This is a genomic window from Rhizobium rhizogenes NBRC 13257 (genome assembly GCF_000696095.1).
GTDB lineage: Bacteria > Pseudomonadota > Alphaproteobacteria > Rhizobiales > Rhizobiaceae > Rhizobium > Rhizobium rhizogenes.
The window spans coordinates 148,158-170,792 of the sequence record NZ_BAYX01000002.1 but is presented as its reverse complement, the minus strand read 5'-3'; the positions used below and the strand labels follow the sequence as shown (position 1 = coordinate 170,792).

The 22,635-nt window shown below is 61.2% G+C and carries 19 protein-coding genes; 11 read left to right on the top strand and 8 right to left on the bottom strand.

What is annotated here, in order from left to right; genetic code table 11:
* Window position 1 precedes the first annotated feature (1 nt).
* Window positions 2-961, bottom strand: coding sequence for a lysylphosphatidylglycerol synthase transmembrane domain-containing protein (locus RRH01S_RS04795; RefSeq protein ID WP_012651164.1), 960 nt, complete (start codon window positions 959-961; stop codon window positions 2-4).
* Window positions 962-1,054: 93 nt separating this feature from the next.
* Between RRH01S_RS04795 and RRH01S_RS04790 the strand changes: the two genes are divergently transcribed.
* Genes RRH01S_RS04790 through RRH01S_RS04780 form a run of 3 tightly spaced genes read left to right on the top strand, consistent with a single transcriptional unit; the run spans window position 1,055 to window position 4,240 of the window.
* On the top strand, window positions 1,055-2,074 hold the full coding sequence (locus tag RRH01S_RS04790; protein ID WP_007693168.1) for a glycosyltransferase family 2 protein: 1,020 nt from the start codon (window positions 1,055-1,057) through the stop codon (window positions 2,072-2,074).
* Entirely contained in the window at window positions 2,067-3,563 is a 1,497-nt protein-coding gene (locus RRH01S_RS04785) for a glycosyltransferase family 39 protein (RefSeq protein ID WP_007693172.1), read from the top strand. The genes RRH01S_RS04790 and RRH01S_RS04785 overlap by 8 nt, the downstream gene beginning before the upstream one ends.
* Before the next feature lie 56 nt (window positions 3,564-3,619).
* A complete protein-coding gene (locus RRH01S_RS04780) occupies window positions 3,620-4,240 on the top strand; it encodes an NUDIX hydrolase (protein ID WP_007693173.1) in 621 nt (206 codons plus the stop codon).
* On the opposite strand, the gene RRH01S_RS04775 is transcribed toward RRH01S_RS04780, so the two are convergent.
* Window positions 4,241-5,608, bottom strand: a complete 1,368-nt coding sequence (locus RRH01S_RS04775; RefSeq protein WP_042470467.1) for an aspartate aminotransferase family protein — start codon at window positions 5,606-5,608, stop codon at window positions 4,241-4,243. It abuts the gene before it with no gap.
* Window positions 5,609-5,690: 82 nt separating this feature from the next.
* On the opposite strand from RRH01S_RS04775, the gene RRH01S_RS04770 reads away from it, so the two are divergent.
* Window positions 5,691-7,031, top strand: a complete 1,341-nt coding sequence (locus RRH01S_RS04770; protein ID WP_042470202.1) for a glutamine synthetase family protein — start codon at window positions 5,691-5,693, stop codon at window positions 7,029-7,031.
* 6 nt (window positions 7,032-7,037) lie between these two features.
* Here the strand turns inward: RRH01S_RS04770 and RRH01S_RS04765 are convergent, their stop codons facing one another.
* Window positions 7,038-7,985 (bottom strand): diacylglycerol/lipid kinase family protein, encoded by a 948-nt coding sequence (locus tag RRH01S_RS04765; protein ID WP_042470199.1) that lies wholly within the window; start codon window positions 7,983-7,985, stop codon window positions 7,038-7,040.
* 347 nt (window positions 7,986-8,332) lie between these two features.
* Between RRH01S_RS04765 and RRH01S_RS04760 the strand changes: the two genes are divergently transcribed.
* Window positions 8,333-9,550, top strand: coding sequence for an MFS transporter (locus RRH01S_RS04760; protein WP_007693183.1), 1,218 nt, complete (start codon window positions 8,333-8,335; stop codon window positions 9,548-9,550).
* Here the strand turns inward: RRH01S_RS04760 and RRH01S_RS04755 are convergent.
* Window positions 9,515-9,919, bottom strand: a complete 405-nt coding sequence (locus RRH01S_RS04755) for a winged helix-turn-helix transcriptional regulator (RefSeq protein WP_007693184.1) — start codon at window positions 9,917-9,919, stop codon at window positions 9,515-9,517. The two genes, RRH01S_RS04760 and RRH01S_RS04755, sit on opposite strands and share 36 nt — an antisense overlap.
* A gap of 102 nt (window positions 9,920-10,021) precedes the next feature.
* Here RRH01S_RS04755 and RRH01S_RS04750 point away from each other — a divergent pair, with 102 nt between their 5' ends.
* Both RRH01S_RS04750 and mgtE read left to right on the top strand, forming a co-directional pair.
* Entirely contained in the window at window positions 10,022-11,035 is a 1,014-nt protein-coding gene (locus RRH01S_RS04750) for a zinc-binding alcohol dehydrogenase family protein (protein WP_007693186.1), read from the top strand.
* Window positions 11,036-11,388: 353 nt separating this feature from the next.
* Window positions 11,389-12,762 (top strand): magnesium transporter, encoded by a 1,374-nt coding sequence (gene mgtE / locus RRH01S_RS04745; protein ID WP_007693187.1) that lies wholly within the window; start codon window positions 11,389-11,391, stop codon window positions 12,760-12,762.
* 52 nt (window positions 12,763-12,814) lie between these two features.
* On the opposite strand, the gene RRH01S_RS04740 is transcribed toward mgtE, so the two are convergent.
* The gene (locus RRH01S_RS04740) at window positions 12,815-13,288 is read right to left on the bottom strand and encodes an Lrp/AsnC family transcriptional regulator (RefSeq protein WP_007693188.1); all 474 of its coding nucleotides are present in this window, start codon (window positions 13,286-13,288) and stop codon (window positions 12,815-12,817) included.
* 145 nt (window positions 13,289-13,433) lie between these two features.
* On the opposite strand from RRH01S_RS04740, the gene RRH01S_RS04735 reads away from it, so the two are divergent.
* Window positions 13,434-14,336 carry a DMT family transporter gene (locus tag RRH01S_RS04735; RefSeq protein WP_007693190.1) on the top strand — a complete coding sequence of 301 codons (903 nt, stop codon included), beginning with the start codon at window positions 13,434-13,436 and terminating at the stop codon, window positions 14,334-14,336.
* An 89-nt stretch (window positions 14,337-14,425) separates the two neighbouring features.
* On the opposite strand, the gene RRH01S_RS04730 is transcribed toward RRH01S_RS04735, so the two are convergent.
* Window positions 14,426-14,953, bottom strand: a complete 528-nt coding sequence (locus RRH01S_RS04730; RefSeq protein WP_012651160.1) for a GNAT family N-acetyltransferase — start codon at window positions 14,951-14,953, stop codon at window positions 14,426-14,428.
* 5 nt (window positions 14,954-14,958) lie between these two features.
* Window positions 14,959-16,623, bottom strand: coding sequence for an electron transfer flavoprotein-ubiquinone oxidoreductase (locus tag RRH01S_RS04725; RefSeq protein ID WP_007693192.1), 1,665 nt, complete (start codon window positions 16,621-16,623; stop codon window positions 14,959-14,961).
* Between the two features lie 297 nt (window positions 16,624-16,920).
* Here RRH01S_RS04725 and RRH01S_RS04720 point away from each other — a divergent pair, with 297 nt between their 5' ends.
* Window positions 16,921-17,709 carry an SDR family oxidoreductase gene (locus tag RRH01S_RS04720; protein ID WP_007693193.1) on the top strand — a complete coding sequence of 263 codons (789 nt, stop codon included), beginning with the start codon at window positions 16,921-16,923 and terminating at the stop codon, window positions 17,707-17,709.
* A 143-nt stretch (window positions 17,710-17,852) separates the two neighbouring features.
* Here the strand turns inward: RRH01S_RS04720 and RRH01S_RS35090 are convergent, their stop codons facing one another.
* Window positions 17,853-17,987: a hypothetical protein gene (locus RRH01S_RS35090; RefSeq protein WP_256367187.1), complete on the bottom strand. Its 135-nt coding sequence runs from the start codon at window positions 17,985-17,987 to the stop codon at window positions 17,853-17,855.
* Between the two features lie 148 nt (window positions 17,988-18,135).
* Here RRH01S_RS35090 and RRH01S_RS04715 point away from each other — a divergent pair, with 148 nt between their 5' ends.
* The gene (locus tag RRH01S_RS04715; RefSeq protein ID WP_042470464.1) at window positions 18,136-19,380 is read left to right on the top strand and encodes an efflux RND transporter periplasmic adaptor subunit; all 1,245 of its coding nucleotides are present in this window, start codon (window positions 18,136-18,138) and stop codon (window positions 19,378-19,380) included.
* Window positions 19,377-22,496, top strand: coding sequence for an efflux RND transporter permease subunit (locus tag RRH01S_RS04710; protein WP_007693195.1), 3,120 nt, complete (start codon window positions 19,377-19,379; stop codon window positions 22,494-22,496). The genes RRH01S_RS04715 and RRH01S_RS04710 overlap by 4 nt, the downstream gene beginning before the upstream one ends.
* The last annotated feature ends 139 nt before the right edge of the window (window positions 22,497-22,635 follow it).

The window sequence follows — 22,635 nt, the reverse complement described above, 5'->3', positions numbered from 1 at the left end:
ATCAGGCACGCTTCCGGGAGGCGAGCAGGCCGAGTGCTGTCCCCGTCAGAGCAGAAACGACGATCAGGAGATGGGCGTTGATGCTGGCCTGCGCGAGATTATCGATCGCCGCCTTTGCGCCCGAGGCGCCGAACGCCATCGCACCGGCGGTAATACCGGCCGGATAGGTGCCGACGCCGCCGGGCGCATGCACCGGCAGCACGGACGAAAGCTCGCCGCCGAGCGCGCCGCCGAAGCTGGCCGAGAGCGGCGTGACATTCATCAGGCCAAGCGCCCAGGCGAGCACCGCGACCTTCACCAACCAGTTGACCACCGTCGTCAGCCAGGCGCGGGCAAAGGCGCCGGCGTCGGCGGGCAAGCCGCGCTCCAGCTCATGCACCAATCCCTGCGCCTTCTTTGGCAATACCTTCGCGGCAAAACGGATCAGCGGCCGGCGCAGAGCAAAGCCGATAACCGGCAGGAGCAGGAAGGCAATCCAGACTATCCAGGCAAGTGCGGGATAGGGCGAGGCAAGAGCAAGGCCGATACCGGCTGCGGCCAGCAGCGCATGCAGGTCGAACAGCCGCATGACAAACAGCGCTGAAGTACTACGGGCGAGAGGAATGCCGAATTCCGAGCGCATCAGCACAGGGAAACTGGTCTCGCCCGCGCGGAAGGGCATCATTATGTTGAGGAGATTATGGACCTGCGTCACGCGGAAGAGTGCGGCGAAATGGCCGCCGGTCTCCTTCGGAAAATAATCGTAGATGCGCCAGGTGCGCAGAAAATAGGTGCCGGTCAAAAGCGCCAGTGCCAGCAGGATGGGCAAGGCGCCGACCTTGCCCCATTGCGCCAGGATCGAACTCCAGCCCCAGAACCATTCGATGAAGGCGGCATAGGCGAGCACGACGGCAAGCGTCAGTAGCGTCATGCGGTTGCGAATAAACCAGCTCTGTCGGCTGGCAACCATCGGAGTCTTCATGTAGTAGAGCACCCAACGCGAGCGGAGGCAGACGCCGGACATGTCGCTCGCTCCGTCCGGCAGGTTCTGCCGGTCTTTTAGGAGAAAGAAGAGTTGCAGACAACGGCAGAGTCGATCCTCTCCCTGGCCGATACCGCGAGCGCCCTTGAGCTTTCGCTGGTCGTGCCCGTCTTTAATGAGGAAGAAAGCGTCGGACCGCTGATCGAGCGCATCTGTTCCGCGATGGTGGATTTCACCAAGCCCTGGGAACTGATCCTGATCGACGACGGCAGCACCGACGCCACGCTCGCCAATGCCCGCCGCTCGCTCGGGCGTGAGGGGCTGACGCTGCGCATCGTCGAGCTTCAGCGCAATTTCGGCCAGACCGCCGCCATGCAGGCCGGCATCGACGCCGCCACCGGCCGGCTGATCGCCACCATGGACGGCGACCTGCAGAACGACCCGAAGGATATCCCCTCGATGGTCGACGAACTGGAGCGCCGGCAGCTCGACCTGCTCGTCGGCTGGCGCAAGAACCGTCAGGACGGGCTTCTCCTGCGCAAGATCCCCTCCTGGTGCGCCAATTACCTCATCGGCCGCATCACCGGCGTCAAGCTGCACGACTATGGCTGCAGCCTGAAAATCTACCGCTCCACGATCATCAAGCAGGTTAAGCTGATGGGCGAAATGCATCGCTTCATCCCCGCCTGGGTCGCCGGCGTCGTACCGAGCTCCCGCATCGGCGAAGTCCCGGTCACACATCACGCGCGCCAGCACGGCACGTCGAAATACGGGATCTCGCGAACCTTCCGGGTCATTCTCGACCTGCTGTCAGTGATGTTCTTCATGCGCTACAAGGCACGGCCGGGCCACTTCTTCGGCTCTCTCGGCCTTGGCCTCGGAGCGCTCGCCGCAATCGTGCTGTTCTGGCTCTTCATCGACAAGTTCATCTTCGGCGACGATATCGGCAACAGGCCGCTGCTGTTGGTCGGCATCGTGCTGCTGCTGTCGTCCGTGCAGATGATCACGACGGGGATTCTCTCGGAAATGATCGCGCGCATCTATTATCGCGACGATCTGTCGCCGAATTATATCGTCCGCAAGATATTCGATCGGAACGATTTGGATGCATAGACTTCTGGTCCGCCGGCCAGATGTTATCCTCCTCTTGCTTGCCGGTTACTTCCTTCTCGAGTTCGTCGTGCGGCTCGCCATGCCGCATGGCATGCGCTACGACGAGTCGCAGCAGGCATTGTTCTCGCAATGGCTGACGCTCGGCTACGATTCGCAGCCGCCGCTTTATAATTGGGTGCAGGCGCTGGTCGTCTCCATCTTCGGCCTGTCGTTGACGACAATCTCCATCGTCAAGAATGTCGTCCTGTTCCTGGTCTATTTCAGCTATTACAAGCTGGCCAAGGAAGTGCTGTCGGACAGGGTGTTCGCGGCGATCGCCACCCTGTCGCTGCTGACGATGCCGCAGCTCTTCTGGGAGGCGCAGCGCGACCTGACGCATACGGTGACGCAGCTCCTGGCCATCAATCTCTTCCTCTATGGCGCGATCCGCACGCTGAAGGCCCCGAGTACAGGCTCCTACGTGCTCACCGGCGTAGCGCTCGGCATCGGCATGCTGTCGAAATATAATTTCGCTTTGCTTGCCGCTGCCGCCACCGTCGCGGTCCTGATGCATCCGCAGGGCCGTGCGCGCATCCTCGACAAACGTTTCCTGCTGACCCTGCTGATCTCGGCTCTGATCTTCCTGCCGCACGGGCTCTGGCTGGTCCACAATCTCGACATCGCCTCCGGACGCACCTTGGGGATTATGGGGCAGAATGCACCCAAAAGCGCCTTTACCAAGCTGCTGAAGGGACCGCTGGAATTCGTGAAGCTGGTCGTCGTCATCGTGGCGCCGACGCTCCTCGTCTATTGGCTCGTCTTCGGGAAAAGCTTCTTAGGGAGCTTGCGGCAGTCGAACGAATGGACGCGTTTTTTTGAAGTCCTGTTCGCCGTAATCGCCGTACTGGTGCTGATCCTTATCGTTGCCATCGGCATGACGGCACTGCGGGACCGTTGGCTGATGCCCTTTCTGTTCCTGCTGCCGATCTATGCCTGCCTGAAGATGGAAGTGGCTGGCGTCAGGGCGGCGGATTTCGGCAAACGCTTCTTCTTTGTCCCTTTGGCCATGATGTTGTTCGTCCCGGTGCTGCTTTTGATTTGCGCCAGATTTCCGCTGCTTTTCGGCTCCTATGAACATTACAACAGCCCCTACCCCACCTTCGTACGCCAGGTCGTCCAGGCGGAAGGCAAGAAGCCGGGGCTGATGCTGACGGACAACTGGTTGCCGGCCGGCAATCTGCATTTGCAGCTACCCGATGTGCCGACCATGTCGCTCTTCTTCGGAAATCTGACGGCAGACTACGTGTGGACCGCAGACCGGCCGATCCTCGTCGTCTGGCAGCCGAGAAGTGACGGCACGGGAATGCCGGCGCCGTTGACGACCTGGCTGCATGACACGCTCGGTCCGCAATATGCCGCACCGGAGGTCAAGCTCGCGGATGTTCAGTATATGAGCGGCAAACCCGGTGATATGATGTCCTTCGCCTATGCCTGGGTCTACCCGAAATAACCGCCGACCATCCGATCCGCGGGGACTGCTGCTCGATTTCAACGCCGGAACCGCTGATGAACCCGACCGATACGCCTGAGAACACGCTGCCTGACTCCACCGATCTTCCGCCATGGCAGGTCAAAAGCTCCACCCATCTGCTGCATGACCGTTGGCTGAAAGTCCGGGCCGACACCTGCGTCACTGCGGAGGGTGTGGAGATTGCGCCCTATTACGTGCTGGAATATCCAGACTGGGTGGAAGTGGTAGCACTTGATGCCGAGGACAACATCTATCTGGTCCAGCAATATCGCCACGGTCTGGGTGTCGTTGCGTTGGAGCTGCCGGGCGGTGCGGTCGACGCGAGTGATGCAAGCCCGGTCGAGGCTGCGGCACGAGAGCTGAGGGAAGAGACCGGGCTCTCTGCTCCTGAATGGGAATATGTGGGCAGCCTTGCCGCCAACCCGGCCACCCACACCAACCTTTGCCATATCGTACTTGCCCGCAATGTCGAGCTCACCGAGAAGCCCTCGGACGATCCGACCGAGCGGATCCGCCTCATTCGCATGCCGATCCGGCAGGCTATCGGGCTGGCGCTCGAGGGCAAGATGATCCAGGTCATTCATGTCGCGGCACTGACGCTTGCCCTGCACAAGGCCGGCAAGTGGGACGCGCCGTCCCCGGCGAACAAGAGCTGACTAGCCTTTCGCCTCAGACCAGACGGCATCCAGCGCCAGCCAGGTGATGCGGACCATCTCGTCTACCTGATCGTGGCTGATGATCAGCGGCGGCGAAGCCAGCATGCGGTCTGCGGTGGCACGCAGGACGAGACCATTGGTCAAGGCGTGGTTGCGGACGGCCGAGCCGATGGCATCCGGCTTTTCGAAGCGGCGGCGGGTGGATTTGTCGGCGGCGAGCTGTAACGCGCCCATCAACCCGATGCTCACCGCTTCGCCGACCATCTCATGGTCCGCGAGGCTGCCCCACACCTTGGCGAAATAAGGGCCGATGTCGTCGCGAACGCGCTCGATCAGCCGTTCATCCTCGATGATCCGGAGATTTTCCAATGCGGCGGCTGCGCAGACCGGGTGACCGGAATAGGTGAAACCGTGGTTGAACTCGCCGACCTCGTTGATCAGCACATCGGCGATGCGGTCGCTAACCAGCACGCCACCGATCGGCAGATAGCCCGATGACAGACCTTTGGCGATCGGCGCCAGATCGGGCTCTACGCCGAAATGCTGATAGCCGAACCAGGAGCCGAGCCTTCCAAAGCCGCAGATCACCTCGTCGCAGACGAGGAGAATGTTCCTTGCCTTGCAGATGCGGGCGATCTCCGGCCAATAAGTCGCGGGCGGAATGATGACGCCGCCCGCTCCCTGCACCGGCTCGGCGATGAAGGCGGCGACATTGTCCTCGCCCAACTCGTCGATCTTTTCTTCCAATTCGCGAGCGACCTTCAGGCCGAATTCCTCCGGCGAGAGATCACCGCCCTCGGCATACCAATAGGGCTGCCCGATATGGACGACGCCGGGGATCGGCAGGTCGCCCTGTTCGTGCATGTATTTCATGCCGCCCATGCTGGCGCCGGCGACGGTCGAGCCGTGATAACCGTTCCTGCGGGCAATGACGGTCTTCTTCGCCGGCTGGCCGATAGCTCTCCAATAGACGCGCGCCATGCGGAACCAGGTGTCGTTGGCCTCCGAGCCGGAATTGGTGAAGAAGACATGGTTGAAATGCGGGCCGGCATGGGCGCAGACTTTCTGCGACAGCAAGGTCGCAGGCGTCGTCGTCGTGCCGAAGAAGGTGTTGTAATAGGGCAGCTCGTTCATCTGCCGGATGGCGGCATCGGCAATTTCCGTTCGCCCGTAGCCGATATTGACGCACCAGAGCCCGGCAAAGCCATCGAGATATTTATTGCCGTTGCTGTCGAAGATGTAGACGCCCTGGCCGCGCTGGATGATCCGGGCGCCGTCGGCGTTCAACTTCTTCATGTCCGCGAAGGGATGGAGATGATGAGCGGCATCAATGGCGGCGAGATTGGAGCGGCTGGAAGTGTCGGACATCGTTTGCAGAATCCCTATCGGATTGAAAGGCTGGCTTCGATCGTTTACGACCATGACGTGAGCATCGGGGAATGACAAGGGCATGGCGGCTGACAACGCGACCAAGGGTACGGCACGCATCGAAGTGCTGATCGCCGACATGAACGGCCGCCTTCGTGGCAAGCAGATCCCCATCGAAGCCGAAAAGAAGGTTTGGAGCGGCGCAGTCCGCTTGCCGACCTCGACGCAATCGCTGGACATCTGGGGCTATGACAATGACGAGATCACCGGCCTGTCGATGACGATCGGCGACCCTGATGGTATCTGCATCGCCGATCCACGCACGCTGGCCGACATGCCCTGGGCGCCGCCGGGATCGAAGCAGGTAGTCGCCACCATGCATGAGCTTGACGGCAGCCCGAGCTTCCAGGACCCACGCGCGATCCTCGGCTCCGTCCTCGAACGTTACAAGACGCTCGGCCTGACGCCCGTGGTTGCGACCGAGCTGGAATTCTATCTGCTTGCCGGCGACTGGCGCGAGCGCGACATCCCCTCGCCACCCCCAGCGCTGATGTATCGCGGCGAGCCGAACGGCTACCAGCTCTACGACATGGATGCCGTCGATCTGCTCGGCGACTATCTCGAGACTTTGCGCACCTATGCCAAGGCGCAAGGCCTGCCGGCAGATGCGACGACGGCGGAGTTCGGTCCCGGCCAATTCGAGGTCAATCTGCTGCATCGCCCGGATGCGCTCGCCGCCGCCGACGACTGCATCCTCTTGAAAAGGGTGGCCGAACAAGCGGCGCGCAAACACGGCCTGAAATCGACCTGCATGGCGAAGCCCTATACCGACCATGCCGGTTCCGGCCTGCATGTGCATGCCAGCATCATCGACAGTAAAGGCCGCAATATTCTCGACGCGGCAGGCGGCGAGCCGGTGAAACTGAAATCGATCTCTGCCGGCCTGCTGCAGACGCTGCTGGATGCGCAGCTGGTCTTTGCGCCCTACGCCAATTCCTATCGGCGTTTCCAGCCAGGCTCCTTTGCGCCAGTGGACCTCACTTGGGGCTACGGCCATCGCGGCACCGCCATACGCATCCCCGAGAAGGATGGGCCGGCTGCGCGCATCGAACACCGCGTCGCCGGCGCCGATGCCAATCCATATCTGATGCTGGCGGCGATCCTGGGCGGCATGCTGCTTGGACTGGAGAAGGATCTCGATCCCGGCGAGGAGACGACGCCGAGCCATGTGCCGGCCGACGCGCCACGGCTGACGCATGATTTCCTGACCGCCGTCGAGCGCTTTCGCGCTTCCCCTTTCATCGCCGATATTTTCGGAGAGCGCTATCAGAAGCTCTATGGCGACACCAAGCACAAGGAAGCGATCAGCCACCTGCGCACCGTGTCCGATTTCGATTATCGGACCTATCTGCCGCGTCTCTGAAGAACTTCAGACGGCCGCACTACGGATCGCCTGTTCTTCAGCCGCGCGCGCGGCCGTGCCCTGCCTAATCATCACCTTCAGCTCACCGGCATGCAGCTTGAGCGTGACATCGCGCTCCAGCGGCAGCAGTTCGCCGTCCATGACGCAATTGGCGAGGCTGCGCAGCTTCGGGAAATGCAGGCGCACTTCACGCGTATGCATGACCATGACATCGGCGTTCTCGCGGAACCGGCCGCGCAGCATATCGACGGCAAGCCGTGCCACGCCCAGCGGCCGCAGGGGCCTTGCCGTGTAGAAGCCGAGCTCACCACTGCGAAGATCGTCGGCATAAAGCAGCGCGTTGGCGCCAAAGGGATTGTTGGAGACCGAAATCGCCGAGACATGCCGGTGCTCGCGAATACCCTCCGCCTCGAAATCGACGGCAAACTCCGGTGGATTGAACACGACACCGAAGGCGGCGCGGGTGCTGGCCGACATCTTGCCGATGCGCGAGCGATAGGTATAGCCATTGCGATAGCGCACCATGCGCGCATGCAGGCCGGCGGAAAACTGATGGATGAAGGGCCGGCCGTTGGCACTGCCGATATCGACCTGCTCGACCTCGCCGGTCGCCAGCACGTCCAGCACCTGCCAGATATCGAGCGGCAGCTTCAGCGACCGCGCGAAGAGGTTCATGGTTCCAGCCGGAATGACGCCGAGCGCGACGCCGTTCTTCCAGGCGACCGCGGCGGCAGCCGAAATCGTGCCGTCACCGCCGCCGGCGACAATGCCATCGATATCGTCGCGCCGCACCGCGCGCTCCATTGCCGCCACCACCTCGCGGCCCGAGACCACCAGGCCCTCGAACTCGTGGCCTGCGTCCCGGAAAACCTGTTCCGCCTTCTTCTCATAGGCGGCCATATCAGTGGTCTTGAACGTGCCGCCATCGCGGTTGAAAAAGCCGATCAGTTTCATAAATGCTCTCGGTTTTCTCAGCAATTGGATCCCAGGAAGGAGCTGATCCCCACGCCTGCTTCTTCACAGATGGTTCCAACCAGAGCGATTTCAAGCAATCAGTGCCGCTTGTGACCAACACGGCCGGCGGCAGATGGGCAAGGCTGCGCGAACACGTATGCACGAGGCGATATGCTGCACTGCAAAAAATGCACGCGACAGAGGTGCAGCCCTGACTAATATAATCGATTAAGGCATGTTCGTGCCTTCCCAGTCTTTTCAGTTTCTATGTTGTGCTCGATCCCTGCATGCCGGGTTTCGCTGCCTGCCTCGCGGCACTTGCACATAATTGCCGCCTTGGAGTTTTCGTGAGCGATATCACTGCCGACGTCATCGATTCCCAATCCGTCCTCGAGGCACCGTCGCGCGCCGCGATCGCGCTCGTCACTCTGGCTCTCGCGGTCGGCAGCTTCGGCATCGGTACCGGTGAATTCGTTATCATGGGCCTGTTGCCGAATGTCGCCGACGCATTCGGGGTAACGACCCCACAGGCGGGCCATGTCATCAGCGCCTATGCGCTCGGTGTCGTCGTTGGTGCGCCGATCATCGCCATTCTCGCCGCCAAGATGGCGCGGCGCACGCTGCTTTTGCTGATGATGGCGATTTTTGCCGCCGGCAACATTTCCAGCGCGTTTGCTCCGACCTTCGAAAGTTTTGCGGCCCTGCGCTTCATTACCGGCCTGCCGCATGGCGCCTATTTCGGTGTCGCTGCGCTTGTGGCCGCCTCGATGGTGCCGGTTCATCGCCGCGTCCGCGCCGTCGGCCAAGTCATGCTCGGCCTCACCATCGCCACCCTGATCGGCACGCCGATCGCCACCTTCCTCGGCCAGATCCTGAATTGGCGCGCGGCCTTCATGCTGGTCGGCGGCATCGGCCTTGCGACCATGCTGCTGATCGCCCTATTCCTGCCCAAGGACCGGGTTGAGGAAGGCGCCAGCATTACTCGTGAACTCGGCGCACTCAAGCGCATCCAGGTCTGGCTGACGCTCGGCATCGCAGCCGTTGGCTTCGGCGGCATGTTCTCGGTCTTCAGCTATGTCGCAACGACAACAACGCAGGTTGCCGGCATGGGAACCGCCATGGTGCCGGTCGTGCTGGCGCTCTTCGGCATCGGCATGAATGTCGGCAACGTCGTCGGCTCGCGTCTCGGCGATCTGTCGATCAAGGGCACGATCGGCGGGATGATGGTCTTCAACGTCATCGTCATGACGCTGTTTTCGCTGACCGCCGCCAATCCGGTCATGCTCTGTCTCTGTGTCTTCCTGATCGGCTGCGGCTTTGCTGCCTGCCCCGCCGTGCAGACTCGGCTGATGGATGTCGCCGCCGATGCACAGACGCTTGCAGCCGCCTCCAATCATTCCGCCTTCAATATTGCCAATGCGCTCGGCGCCTGGCTCGGCGGCATGGTGATCGCCTGGGGCTTCACTGCCGCCGCGACCGGTTATGTCGGCGCAGTGCTCTCTGTCCTCGGCCTTGTTGTCTTCGGGATATCAGTTGCCCTGGAGCGCAACAGCCGGAACGCATGAGGCCGGCGAAAGCCGCACCTGCTGCATGCCGGTGTGGCAGAGGACATTTTCCTCACCCCAGACGGCCATCGCCTTGATGATCGGCTCAAGGCTGGTGCCAAGCGGCGTCAGCGCATAGTCGACGCGTGGCGGCACGACCGGGAAAACGGTGCGCGAGACCAGGCCGGACACTTCCAGTTCCCGTAGCTGCTTCGTCAGCATGCGCTGCGTCACCGACGGCAGCTTGCGGCGGATTTCATTGAAGCGCAGCGTCCCCTCCATCAGATGGAACAGAATCACGCCTTTCCACTTGCCATCGAGCAGGCTCAGCGTCGCCTCGACCGGGCAACCGGGGAAATTCTGAACGAGTTTGGCGCGGGGCAGCGACATCGACAGTATCCTTTTGGGTACTACGTATATAATTTGTGCATTCTTGCATCTTCCGATCATAAGACGCATCTGGATCCTGTGCAACAAAGACAGGAGTTTGCCATGCGTGCCATCGCCTACAAGATCCCGCAGCCCATTTCCGCCGAGACGTCGCTTCTCGACATCGACCTCCCGACACCCGAAGCCAAGGGCCGCGATCTCCTGGTCGAAATCAAGGCTGTGTCCGTCAATCCCGTCGATGTCAAAGTTCGCGCCAGCGCCGCCCCTGCCGAGGGCGAATACAAGGTACTCGGCTGGGACGCCGCAGGCATCGTCAAGGCAGTCGGTCCCGACGTCACCATGTTCAAGCCCGGCGACGAAGTCTTCTACGCCGGCGCCATCAATCGTGGCGGCTCGAACGTCGAGTTTCATCTGGTCGACGAACGCATTGTCGGCGCCAAGCCGAAGAGCCTTGATTTCGCAGCTGCTGCTGCCTTGCCACTGACCTCGATCACCGCTTACGAGACCTTATTCGACCGCCTCAAGGTTCAGGACCCGGTTCCGGGTGCTGCCAATACCATTCTCATCATCGGCGGTGCGGGCGGCGTCGGCTCGATCGCCATTCAGATCGCCCGGGCGCTCACCGGCCTCACCGTGATTGCCACCGCCTCGCGGCCAGAAACCCAGACCTGGGTGAAGGAACTCGGTGCCCACCATGTGATCGATCACTCCAAGCCGTTGGCCCCGCAGATCGAAGCTCTTGGCATCGGCGCCCCCGCCTTCGTCTTCTCGACCACCAACACCAGCGATCATATTGCCGCGATCCTGGAGATCATCGCGCCGCAGGGCCGCTTGGGGCTGATCGACGATCCGAAGGTGCTCGATATCGTCCCCTTCAAGCGCAAGGCGATCTCGATCCATTGGGAGATGATGTTCACCCGCCCGCTCTTCAATACGGCCGACATGATCGAGCAGCACAGGCTGCTGACCAAGGTCGCCGATCTGGTCGACACCGGCAAGATCCGCACGACGCTGACCGAAACGCTGGGCACGATCAACGCTGCCAATTTGAAGAAGGCACATGCGCTGGTCGAGACCGGCAAGATGAAGGGCAAGGTCGTCCTGGCCGGTTTCTGAGGCTCATTCCTTCGCTCAAACGGCCGGGTGCAGAACGCCCGGCCAAGCCATTTTTGATCCTTCTGAAATAGTGATTGCTGCAATGCAAAAGTCGTTGGCCGTGCAATCGAATTTTTTCTGCGACATTATGGCATTAACCGTCTCTGCCACTTGACTTTTCGCCACTTCGGAGCGACTTCTGCCCCATGTGGGGAACGGCGTTTTCCATACCGATTAACCGGAGCCATCTTACGATGCCTAGCGACAGTAGTAGTCGATTGCCTTTGCCGTCAGTGGCCTTCGTGCAGTAACCGACTCCTGTCGGCTCGCCACGATCCGCCGCGACGGCAGATCGACTGGAAAGGCGAGCTATAATGAACATCAACAGCTTTCCTGTGCGGGCCGGCAATGCCGCTCGTGCATTCATCAATAACAACCGCGCCGTCACCATCGCGGAACGTGTCGAATCGCTGAATGCGATCGACGCGAAGGAAGCCGCACGCATCCTCGCCAAAATGCCGGAGGAACGCGCCGTGCGTATCCTCGACCGGCCGGAACTGCGCAACGCCTCTGCCATTCTCGAGGTCATGAGCAATGCCGACGCCGCACGGCTGCTGCATGGCATGTCCAACGACCGCGTGGCCGACGTCCTGCTGGAACTGGACGGTGACGCGCGCACCCGGCTGTTTGCCACCCTCGATGAGCCGGTTCGCGTTGCGATCCAGGGCCTGATGGGCTACCCGCCGCGCACGGCAGGCGGCATCATGACGACAGAGTTCGTCAGCGTATCCGCCAGCTGGACCGTCGCCCAGACGCTCGACCATGTTCGCCAGGTCGAACGCTCCCGCGAAACCGTCTATGCGATCTATGTGCTGGACGACGAAACGCAAGCGCTGCTGCATGTCGTGACGCTGCGCCGCCTCATCACCGGCGAGCCCGACGCCTGCATCCTGACGGTCGCGCAGAAGGGCACGCCCGTCACTGCGCCCGCGCTGATGAAGCAGGAGGATGTCGCTCGCCTGATCCGCCGCCATGACCTGCTCGCGCTGCCGGTTGTCGACGAAAACTGTCGCATGCTCGGCATCGTCACGGTCGATGACGTCATCGACACGATGATTGCCGACACGACGGAGGCAGCTCAGAGGTTCGGCGGTATGGAAGCCCTCGGCCAGCCCTATATGAAGATCGGCTTTGCCGGCATGATCCGTAAGCGCGCCGGCTGGCTCGCCGCCCTCTTCCTCGGCGAAATGCTGACGGCAAGCGCCATGCAGCATTTCGAAGGCGAATTGGAAAAGGCCGTCGTGCTGACGCTGTTCATCCCGCTGATCATGAGCTCTGGCGGCAATTCCGGCTCGCAGGCGACCTCGCTGATCATCCGGGCACTGGCGCTCGGCGAACTCAAGCTTTCGGACTGGTGGCGTGTCGCCCTGCGCGAGCTGCCGACCGGCATGGTGCTCGGCTCCATCCTCGGTCTTGTTGGCTTCGCCCGCGTCGTGCTTTGGCAGACCATCGGCCTGTTCGACTACGGCCCGCACTGGCAGTTGGTCGGCCTGACCGTCTTCGCCGCACTGATCGGTATCGTCACCTTCGGCTCGCTTGCCGGCTCGATGCTTCCGTTCCTGCTGCAGAGACTGCGGCTCGATCCGGCCAGCGCATCGGCTCCGGCCGTTGCAACGCTGGTCGATGTGACCGGCTTGGTGATCTACTTCTCGGTCGCGCTGCTGATCCTCAGTGGCACGATGCTCTGAGGGCAATCGAAATCCTGATATCGAAGGGGCCGGCGACGGCCCCTTTTTCGTTTCAGAGCGGCTGAGGCAGCTTCAGGGCGCCATTGGTCTTGAGAGTACGGATGGCGAAATTCGAGCGCAGGTCGGAGACACCGGGCAGCACGAGAAGCTTTTCCGACATCACCTTTTCATAGGCCGCCAAATCCTCCACCACGACCTCGGCCAGAAAGTCGGCCGTTCCTGAAATCAAATGGCAGGAAACGATCTCGGGAATCGCAAGCAATGCCGCCTGCTGCGCCTCGGAATTTTCCTTCGAATGATGCCCGACCTTGAGCTCGACGAAAACCGTCAGGCCGAGACCTGCCGCCTTGCGGTCGATATCGGCGCGGTAGCCGCGCAGCAAACCGGATTTTTCCAGATTGCGGATGCGCCTCAGACAGGGCGACGGAGAGAGGTTCACTTTCTCGGCGATCTCGACATTGGTGGCGCGCGCATCCTCCTGAAGACAGTTGAGAATGGCAATATCGAATTTATCCAGTTTTGGCATTTTTGCGAAATCCAACTGCTTAAATTGGCATATTATGGTTCATAGCATGTTCCATGAGCTATAACTAGCAAGGACATGCCTCGGCCTCCGGCGCTATCTTTTTTTCAACCGGATGATGATCCGGACGGTTAGAAAGGATATGTCGATGACCGCTTTGACCTTCTCCTCCCGCAAGACGATGCCCGCCGCGATCGGCTATGCCGGCGCCATCATCACCGTGCTGATCTGGGCCAACTGGATCCTGGCCACCCGCCACACCGCTGAAACACAGATGAGCACGATCGACCTCGGCCTGATCCGCTACGGCATTCCAGCGCTGGTGCTCTCCCCTGTCTGGCTGCGCACCGGCCTGCTGCCGAAAGGCGTGCCGCTGAAACTCCTGGCGCTAATGGTCTGCGGCTCTGGCGCGCTGTTCTTCCAATTGACCACCTTCGCCATCCACTTCACACCCGCCGCCTCGGCCGGCATCCTGCTCGGCGGCTCGATGCCGCTGGCGGCCGCGCTGATCGGTGTGCTGCTGTTTCGTGAGCGTCCGGATATCACCCGCTGGCTCGGCCTTGGCGGCATCGTCGCCGGGGTCGTCATTCTTCTGGTGCGCAGCCTTTCCGGCGCCGAGGTATCCTGGATCAGCTTCACCCTGCTGCCGCTCGGCGCGCTGCTCTGGGCCGGTTACACCCACGCCTTCCGCCGCTCCGGCCTGAACGCCGTCCAGTCGAGCGCCATCATCGCCGTCTGGTCGTTCCTCATCCACGTCGGACTGGCTTTCATCTTCGGCAGTTCGCTCGCCTCCATCCCGCTACCCGAAATCGGTTTGCAGATCGTGAGCCAGGGCCTACTTTCCGGCCTCGCCGCCACCCTCGCCTACGGCCTTGCCGTCCAGGCTCTGGGCGGTACGCAAGCCGCCGCCTTCACTGCCATCACCCCGGTACTTGCCACCTTCGGCGGCGGGCTGCTGCTGGGCGAGCCACTCGGCATGGCCGAAATCTCGGCGGCGGTGGTTACGGGATTGGGTGTCGCGCTGTCGACGGGGCTGTTGTCACGGAAATGAGCACATCAGCAGTAGTATAGGGAAAGATTGAAGGCTGCCATTGGCAGCCTTCGACATTAAGTACCTTGGAATTGCCGCACTATCTTAACTCAGAACCACAGCGCCATCGCAACCCGGCGAGCCGGGTCGGCGCCATGCTCGACCTCCCTTTCCAGGATCCGCGATAGCTCCGCAGACCTCTCGCCATCATCCAATATGCGGAAGCCAAGCGAGGCATAGAATGGCGCGTTGAAGGGGACATGACGGTCCGTCGTCAGCGTGACACCCGATGCGCCGCGCGCCCGCGCTGTCTCGACGGCAGCCTGCATCAAGCGACGCCCGACGCCCTTTTTCTGCCAATGCCGGATAACATCGATTTCGGCAATATGGACAGCATCTGCCATCGCGATCCCTGCGAGGAAGCCGAACGGCTGGTCCAGCGCATCGGCTGCGACGAACAACAGATCCGCCTCCAGGGATTGCCGGAGCACATCGATCGGCAGGGACGTCGGTTCGCAGGCAACCGCGCCGGCATCGTGCAGTGCCCAAAACGCGTCCACCTCGATGGCGGCCAGCAGGTGCAGTTCGGCCGGGCGAGCCAAGCGTATCGTGTAGATATCCCGCCCGGTCTCCTCCATCCCGATCACATATTCGGATAGACCGGCCCCTCGCCGCCTTGCGGCGGGACCCAGTTGATGTTCTGGTTGGGATCCTTGATGTCGCAGGTCTTGCAGTGGACGCAGTTCTGGGCGTTGATGACGTAGGTCTCCTCGCCGTCCTTCTCCACCCATTCATAGACGCCGGCCGGACAGTAGCGGGTCGAGGGGCCGGCAAAGATATCGTGTTCCGAATTCCTCTGCAGCGCCATATCCTTGACCTTGAGATGAACCGGCTGGTCTTCCTCATGATTGGTGTTCGACAGGAACACCGAGGAGAGACGATCGAAGGTGAGGACGCCGTCCGGCTTCGGATAGTCGATCTTCTTGTGCTTGGCCGCCGGCTCCAGCGACTGGGCGTCGGTCTTGCCGTGCTTCAGCGTGCCGAAGAAAGAGAAGCCGAGGAGCTGGTTCGTCCACATGTCGAGGCCGCCGAGTGCCACGCCGACCGCCGTGCCGAACTTCGACCACAGCGGCTTGACGTTGCGCACGCGCTTCAGATCCTTGCCGATGTCGCTTGCGCGCCATTCGTTCTCGATCTCGATGACTTCGTCATTGGCGCGGCCGGCGGCGATTGCGTCTGCAATCTTGTCGGCAGCCAGCATGCCCGAGAGCACCGCATTGTGGCTGCCCTTGATGCGCGGCACGTTGACGAAGCCGGCCGAACAGCCGATCAGCGCCCCGCCGGGGAATGACAGCTTCGGCACCGACTGATATCCGCCCTCGGTGATGGCGCGGGCGCCATAGGAAATGCGCTTGCCGCCTTCAAACGTGCCGCGAATGGCCGGATGCGTCTTGAAGCGCTGGAATTCCTCGAAGGGATAGAGATAGGGGTTCTTGTAGTTGAGGTGCACGACGAAGCCGACGGCAACCAGATTGTCTTCCAAATGATAGAGGAAGGACCCGCCGCCGGTCTTCATGCCGAGCGGCCAGCCGAAGGAGTGCTGCACGAGACCCTGCTTGTGGTTCTCGGACTTGACCTGCCAGAGCTCCTTGATGCCGATGCCGAACTTCTGCGGCTCGCGGTCTCTGGACAGATCGAACTTGGCAATCAGCTGCTTGGCGAGCGAGCCGCGCACACCTTCGCCGATCAGCACATATTTGCCGAGCAGCTCCATACCGCGGGTATAGTTCGGGCCGGGCTCGCCATTCTTCTCGATGCCCATATCGCCGGTGGCGACACCGATGACGGCGCCGTCGTCATTATAGAGCACTTCAGTCGCGGCAAAGCCGGGATAGATATCGACGCCCAGCGCCTCCGCCTTTTCGGCGAGCCAGCGACAGACATTGCCGAGTGAGACGATATAATTGCCGTGATTGTTCATCAGCGGCGGCATGGCGAAATTCGGCAAGCGGATGGAACCGGCGGGACCCAGAAGCATGAAGTGATCGGCCGTCACCTCGGTCTTGAAGGGATGCCCCTCCTCCTCGCGCCAGCCAGGCAGCAGCCGATCGATACCAACAGGATCGACGACGGCGCCCGACAGGATATGCGCGCCGACCTCGGCGCCCTTCTCGAGCACGACGACCGTCAGGTCCGGATTGACCTGCTTCAGCCGGATCGCCGCCGACAGGCCCGCAGGTCCCGCCCCGACAATCACGACGTCGAATTCCATGCTCTCGCGTTCAGGCAGCTCGCTGGCGTCAGTCATTCACTCTCTCCGATTGGCCAGGCTCCGATTGAACCGGATGCGCGGCCTTGTCCCCTTTGGGCGTCTTCCCCATTTCGATTATCTCTTGTCAAAACGGGAGAGGATTGTCGAGCCGGGAAGCGACAGGCAATCCTCCAATTCACCCAACACGGCAATCACGTTAAATTACGCTTACGTTAACGTCAATATTTTAACCCGTATTTCGCTGTCGTTTGTTGGCATTCAACTTTCAAAAGCAGTTTGCGACGCTCTATAAATTCCGCCTGAAAGACTCAAACACTGTGAAGGATGAACAGGATGGATCTCGGCATCAAGGGTAAGCGGGCGCTGGTTCTCGCCTCGTCCAAGGGATTGGGTCACGGCATCGCAGTGGCGTTGGCGCGTGAAGGAGTCAATGTCCTGCTTTGCGGCCGCAGCGGCGAACGGCTGGAAGCTAATTGTAAGGCCATCAATGCCGAAGGCAAAGGCCGGGCCGACTGGATCTGGGCTGATCTCAACGACGAGAACTTCGTAGACGTCGTCAGCAAGGCGGTTACCGACAAGCTCGGCGGCCTCGACATTCTCGTCAATAATAGCGGCGGGCCGACGCCGGGGACGACGGAGGATATAACCGCCGAGCGGCTGGAGACTTATTTCCTGTCCATGGTGGCGCGGATCATCACGCTCACCAATACGCTGTTGCCAGGCATGAAGACGCAAGGATGGGGGCGTATCCTCACCGTTGCCTCCTCCGGCGTCATCGAGCCGCTCTCCAATCTGGCTCTGTCCAACACGCTGCGCCCCGCGCTTGCCGGATGGAGCAAGACGTTGGCGACAGAAGTGGCGGCGCATGGGATCACCGTCAACATGCTGCTGCCGGGCAGCATCGCCACCGACCGGCTGGCCGACCTCGATAATGCCGCGGCCAAACGCAGCGGCAAAAGCCTGGAGGACATCAGTGCCGAGCGGCAACAGCGCATCCCCGCCGGCCGCTACGGCCGCGTCGAGGAATTCGCCGCCACCGCAGCCTTCCTCTGCAGCGAACCCGCAAGCTATGTGACCGGTTCGATGATCCGCTGCGACGGCGGCGCGGCGCGGTCGCTCTAAATAACAACTTTCACGCGCTAGAAGAGGCGGACTGAAACCACCAAAGGCAACACAATTGCGTGAGTAACAGCGAGTCTCGTCATGGCGGCGGGACTCGCCACTTCAAGATAAACCCAGCAAAAATCGGCTTCGCCTCAGTTTTATTACATGGCGGCAATCAAAAAATAGTCATTTCGATCATTTGCTGCGCTGCGAGAAGCGTCGTGCCGGCAAAGCTTTCCAAGCTTTAATTTTTCACCACCGCGAACTGTGGTAAATTGCGGCGGAATGGCGTTCATGAATTCGCGTTATAGGGACAGAATAACCGAACGTTAGCGGTAACGGCGATGTGAGGAGTTGCAGCGAAACCCATCTTTGTTTGCGCCGCAACAAATCCACTTCGAAGTCATCGCATTTCCCGCAACTCGCCTCGACCGGTTCTTAAATATGAAGAAATTCTGGCTCTCTCTCGGCTTTCTCGTTATTGCCGCCTTTGCAATATGGAATTACCGCGACCGTATTCCCTTTATGTCCGCTTTCGTCGACAAGGCATCCGCCAAAACCGAGGACAGCGCCAAGACGGCGGATGCCGGCGGCCATGGCAAACGCCAGGCCGCCGCCCAGGTCGTCAAGACCGTGGCGGTCACGAAAACGACGTTGGCCAACGATGTTACCGCCACCGGCTGGGCCGATGCGCAGGATACGACGACGATCGCCGCACAGGAATCTGGCATCATCGTTTCGATCGAAGCCCAGGACGGTGCCATGGTCAAAGCCGGCGATCTGATCGCCAAGCTCGATCCGCGCACGGCCCAGGCCTCGGTCGACAAGGACCAGGCGACGCTGGCCAAGGATCAGGCAACCCTGACCCAAGCCGAATCCGCCCTCACCCGCGCCAAGAGCCTGTTGAACGGCGCCGGCACGCAGCAGACATTGGACCAGGCCGTTGCGGCGCGCGATACCGCGGTGGCGACGGTCAACGGCGACAAGGCGCAGCTCGCCTCCGATCAGGTCCTGCTCGAGAACACCCAGATCCGCGCGCCCTACAACGGCCGCCTTGGCGACGTCGCTCTCAGCGTCGGCGCCTATGTGAGCCCCGGCACGGCGATCGTATCGATCGCGCAGTACGATCCGATCTACGTCAAGTTCCATCTGCAGGAGAGCCATCTTCGCGAACTGGAAGAAGCGATGAAGACCGGATCCGTGCCGGTCAGCACCGTTCCCCGGTCGGAGCAAGGCAAGTCGCGCCAGGGCGCGATGAGCTTTTATGACAACCAGGTCGACGCCGCGTCCGGCACCATCCTCGCCAAGGCGAAGTTCGACAATGCCAATGGCGCAATCTGGCCCGGCCAGTCGGTCAATATCGTCGTGCATTTCAACGACAGCCAACCAGTCATCGTCGCGCCCACGGTCGCAGTCAGCCCCGGTGCCGAGGGCTTCTACGCCTTCGTCGTCAAGGACAATAAGGTTCATATGACTCCGGTCACCGTCGCCCGCCAGAACGGAGGCTTCACCGCCGTCGCCACGGGTCTTTCAGAAGGCGACCATGTGGTGGTCGAAGGCCAGGTGCAGCTCAACGACGGTCAGAGCGTTGTCGAACAGTTCAACGACGGCAAATCTCAGAATGTCGCCTCGGCCGACGGCGAGTCGGGTCAGAAAACCGAAACGATCACGGTTGGAGCACAGCAATGATACCCAATTTCTGTATCCAACGGCCGGTTGCGACGACACTTCTGGCCCTGGGTGTAGTCATGGCCGGCTTGGCCGGCTATCAGCTCGTGCCCGTGGCGGCCCTGCCCCAGGTCGACTTTCCCACCGTCAACGTTACCGCTCAGCTGACCGGCGCCTCCCCGCAAACGATGGCGACCTCGGTTTCGACGCCGCTGATCAAACAGTTCGAAACTATCCCCGGCATCAGTGAAATCTCGTCGACGAACTCGCTCGGCAATACGAGCATCGTTCTGCAGTTCGACCTCAGCCGCGATATCGATGCGGCCGCCGCAGACGTCCAGGCGGCAATCTCGAATGCGACGCGCCAGTTGCCCGACAATCTGACCGTGCCGCCGAGCTATCGCAAGACCAACCCGGCCGATGCGCCGATCCTGCTTCTGGCCGTACAAAGCGATACGATGCCGCGCAGCAAACTCGATGAAATCGCCGAAGACATCATCTCGCCGTCGCTGTCGACCATTTCCGGTGTCGCCCAGGTGACCGTCTATGGCGCGCAGACCTATGCCGTGCGTGTCGAAGTCGATCCGAGCAAGCTGCAGGACCGCGGCATCGGTATCGATACCGTCAACACCGCGCTTGCCAACGCCAACAGCCAAGTTCCAATCGGCACTCTGCAGAACAAATCGCAGAGCATGACGGTCAACGCCAACACGCAGCTGCTCAACGCCCAGCAGTTCCGCACGCTGGTCATCGCCAACCCCAATGGGGCGCCGATCCATCTGAGCGATGTCGCCGACGTCCAGGACAGTGTGGAAAATACCAATACGGGCTCCTGGTATGACGGCAAGCGGGCGATCATTCTCGCCGTCCAGCGTCAGCCGGACGCCAACACCGTCGACGTGGTCGATGCGATCAATGCCAAGCTGCCGCAGTTGCACGCTGAAATCCCGGCTTCGGTGAAGACGAGCATCATGAACGATTCGGCACAGCCGATCCGCGATGCCATCGCCGACGTCAAATTCACGCTGATGCTGACGATCAGCCTTGTCGTCCTGGTCATCTATCTCTTTACCGGCAAGCTGATGGCAACGATCATTCCGGGTCTTGCCGTGCCGCTATCGCTGATCGCGACATTCGGCATGATGTATGTGCTCGGATACAGCGTCGATAACATCTCACTGCTAGGATTGACGCTCGCGGTGGGCCTTGTGGTCGACGACGCCATCGTCATGCTTGAAAACATATTGCGGCACGTCGAAGAAGGCATGCCGGTGCTGCAGGCGGCGATCAAGGGCTCGGCGGAAGTCAGCTACACCATCATCTCGATGTCGATCTCGCTGATCGCCGTCTTCATTCCGATCCTGCTGATGGGCGGCGTGGTCGGTCGTATCTTCAACGAATTCGGTATGGTGGTCGCCATCGCCATCGTGTCGTCGGCGATCGTTTCCCTGACCGTCACGCCGATGCTCAGCTCCCGGCTTTCCAACGACCACCGCCCGCCACCGCTGCCGGTCCGCCTCTTCAATATCGGCTTCGACTGGGTCCAGCGCGGCTACGACAGGGGTGTCGCCTGGTGTCTGCGCAACCGTGGCATCGTTCTTCTCTGCTTTGCCGGCTCGATCGGTCTCTCCGTGTACCTGTTCATGGTGCTGCCGGCGAGCTTCTTCCCGCAGGAAGATATCGGCCGCCTGCAGATATCCACCCAGGCCCGTCAGGACATTTCCTATACGGCCATGCGCGATCTGCAGAATCAGGCGGCAGCGGCCATCAAGCAGAACCCCGCCGTTGCGCATGTCATGTCGATCGTCGGCGGCAATGCGCGCCAGCCGTTGAACAACGGCACGATGTTCGTCGAGTTGAAGCCGAAGGATCAGCGTGAGCCCCTGGATACGACGTTGCGTGAACTGCGCGCCAGCATCGGCAAGATCGCCGGTATCAAGGCCTTCATCACGCCACAGCAGAGCCTGCGCTTCGGCGGCCGCCAGACGGCCAGCCAGTATCAGCTCGTCGTCCAGGCGTTGAGTGCCGACCAGACCAACCTCTGGGCCAACAAGATCGAAGACAGCATGCGGCGCGATCCGCGCTTTACCGACGTGACGTCGGACGAGCAGAATAATGCGCTTCAAGCCAATATCGTCGTCGATACCGAAAAGGCGGCGGCCTACGGCATCAATAACAACCAGTTGCGCACCACGCTGGAAGAGGCTTTCAGCAGCTACGAAGCCGCTCAGATCCAATCCACGGGCGATAGCTACGACGTCATCGTCGAGTTCGACACCAGCAAGCCCTGGGATGACCAGAAGCTTCAGGAGATCCAGATCGCCTCGGCAAGCGGCGCTCTCGTTCCGCTGTCGAACTTCGCGCATGTCGAACGCACGACAGGTCCGGTCACCATCAACCAGACCGGACAGCTCGTTTCGACCACCGTGTCCTTCAACCTGCCGGCCGGCGAAGCACTCGGCGACGCCACCGCTCAGATCGAACAGATCAAGAAGGATCTCAATGTGCCGGCGGACGTCTTCACGTCCTACGGCGGCACCGCCCAGATCTTCCAGCAGTCGCAGGGCAGCACGCCTTACCTGATCCTTGCCGCCGTGCTGACGATCTATGTGGTGCTCGGCGTTCTCTATGAAAGCTTCATCCACCCGCTGACCATCCTTTCCGGTCTGCCGGCCGCCGCCCTCGGCGCGCTGCTCGCCCTGAAGCTTTTCGGCTTCGACCTGTCGATCATCGCACTCATCGGCCTCTTGATGCTGATCGGTATCGTCAAGAAGAACGCGATCATGATGATCGACGTGGCGCTGGAAACGCTTCGATCGACCAGCGGCATATCGCCCGCGGAAGCGATCCATGAAGCCTGCGTGCGCCGTTTCCGTCCGATCATGATGACGACCTTCTGCGCCCTGCTCGGCGCGCTGCCGATCGCCGTCGGCGGCGGCGCCAGCTCGGAGCTTCGCCAGCCGCTCGGTATCGCCGTCGTCGGTGGTCTCGTCGTCTCGCAGATCCTGACGCTGTTCATCACGCCGGTCATCTTCCTCGAGATGAACCGCCTGAACGACTTCGTCGGCCGCCTCGGCAAGCGCAAGGAAAAACCGCCGCACGAAGAGGAAACGCCGACCGCCATCGCGGCCGAGTGATAGATAACGGGCGCCGAGAGGGCGCCCGTTTCGCTTTGGCGCGGTCTCGAACTCAAGGACGGCGCGGCGAAAAGCGCAAGGCCGTTTCCGGATCGGATCCCACCCAAATAAATCCTCCTTCCAGTCTTGCGCTTGCTAT

Excerpts from the sequence above, each read along its gene's own strand:
- RRH01S_RS04735 (WP_007693190.1), top strand. The coding sequence starts at position 13,434 with ATGACCGCTTTGACCTTCTCCTCCCGCAAGACGATGCCCGCCGCGATC.
- RRH01S_RS04775 (WP_042470467.1), bottom strand. The coding sequence starts at position 5,608 with ATGTCCGACACTTCCAGCCGCTCCAATCTCGCCGCCATTGATGCCGCT.
- RRH01S_RS04755 (WP_007693184.1), bottom strand. The coding sequence starts at position 9,919 with ATGTCGCTGCCCCGCGCCAAACTCGTTCAGAATTTCCCCGGTTGCCCG.
- RRH01S_RS04740 (WP_007693188.1), bottom strand. The coding sequence starts at position 13,288 with ATGCCAAAACTGGATAAATTCGATATTGCCATTCTCAACTGTCTTCAG.
- RRH01S_RS04710 (WP_007693195.1), top strand. The coding sequence starts at position 19,377 with ATGATACCCAATTTCTGTATCCAACGGCCGGTTGCGACGACACTTCTG.
- RRH01S_RS04770 (WP_042470202.1), top strand. The coding sequence starts at position 5,691 with ATGGCGGCTGACAACGCGACCAAGGGTACGGCACGCATCGAAGTGCTG.
- RRH01S_RS04720 (WP_007693193.1), top strand. The coding sequence starts at position 16,921 with ATGGATCTCGGCATCAAGGGTAAGCGGGCGCTGGTTCTCGCCTCGTCC.
- RRH01S_RS35090 (WP_256367187.1), bottom strand. The coding sequence starts at position 17,987 with ATGAACGCCATTCCGCCGCAATTTACCACAGTTCGCGGTGGTGAAAAA.
- RRH01S_RS04750 (WP_007693186.1), top strand. The coding sequence starts at position 10,022 with ATGCGTGCCATCGCCTACAAGATCCCGCAGCCCATTTCCGCCGAGACG.
- RRH01S_RS04765 (WP_042470199.1), bottom strand. The coding sequence starts at position 7,985 with ATGAAACTGATCGGCTTTTTCAACCGCGATGGCGGCACGTTCAAGACC.
- mgtE (WP_007693187.1), top strand. The coding sequence starts at position 11,389 with ATGAACATCAACAGCTTTCCTGTGCGGGCCGGCAATGCCGCTCGTGCA.
- RRH01S_RS04730 (WP_012651160.1), bottom strand. The coding sequence starts at position 14,953 with ATGGAGGAGACCGGGCGGGATATCTACACGATACGCTTGGCTCGCCCG.
- RRH01S_RS04785 (WP_007693172.1), top strand. The coding sequence starts at position 2,067 with ATGCATAGACTTCTGGTCCGCCGGCCAGATGTTATCCTCCTCTTGCTT.
- RRH01S_RS04780 (WP_007693173.1), top strand. The coding sequence starts at position 3,620 with ATGAACCCGACCGATACGCCTGAGAACACGCTGCCTGACTCCACCGAT.
- RRH01S_RS04795 (WP_012651164.1), bottom strand. The coding sequence starts at position 961 with ATGAAGACTCCGATGGTTGCCAGCCGACAGAGCTGGTTTATTCGCAAC.
- RRH01S_RS04725 (WP_007693192.1), bottom strand. The coding sequence starts at position 16,623 with ATGACTGACGCCAGCGAGCTGCCTGAACGCGAGAGCATGGAATTCGAC.
- RRH01S_RS04715 (WP_042470464.1), top strand. The coding sequence starts at position 18,136 with ATGAAGAAATTCTGGCTCTCTCTCGGCTTTCTCGTTATTGCCGCCTTT.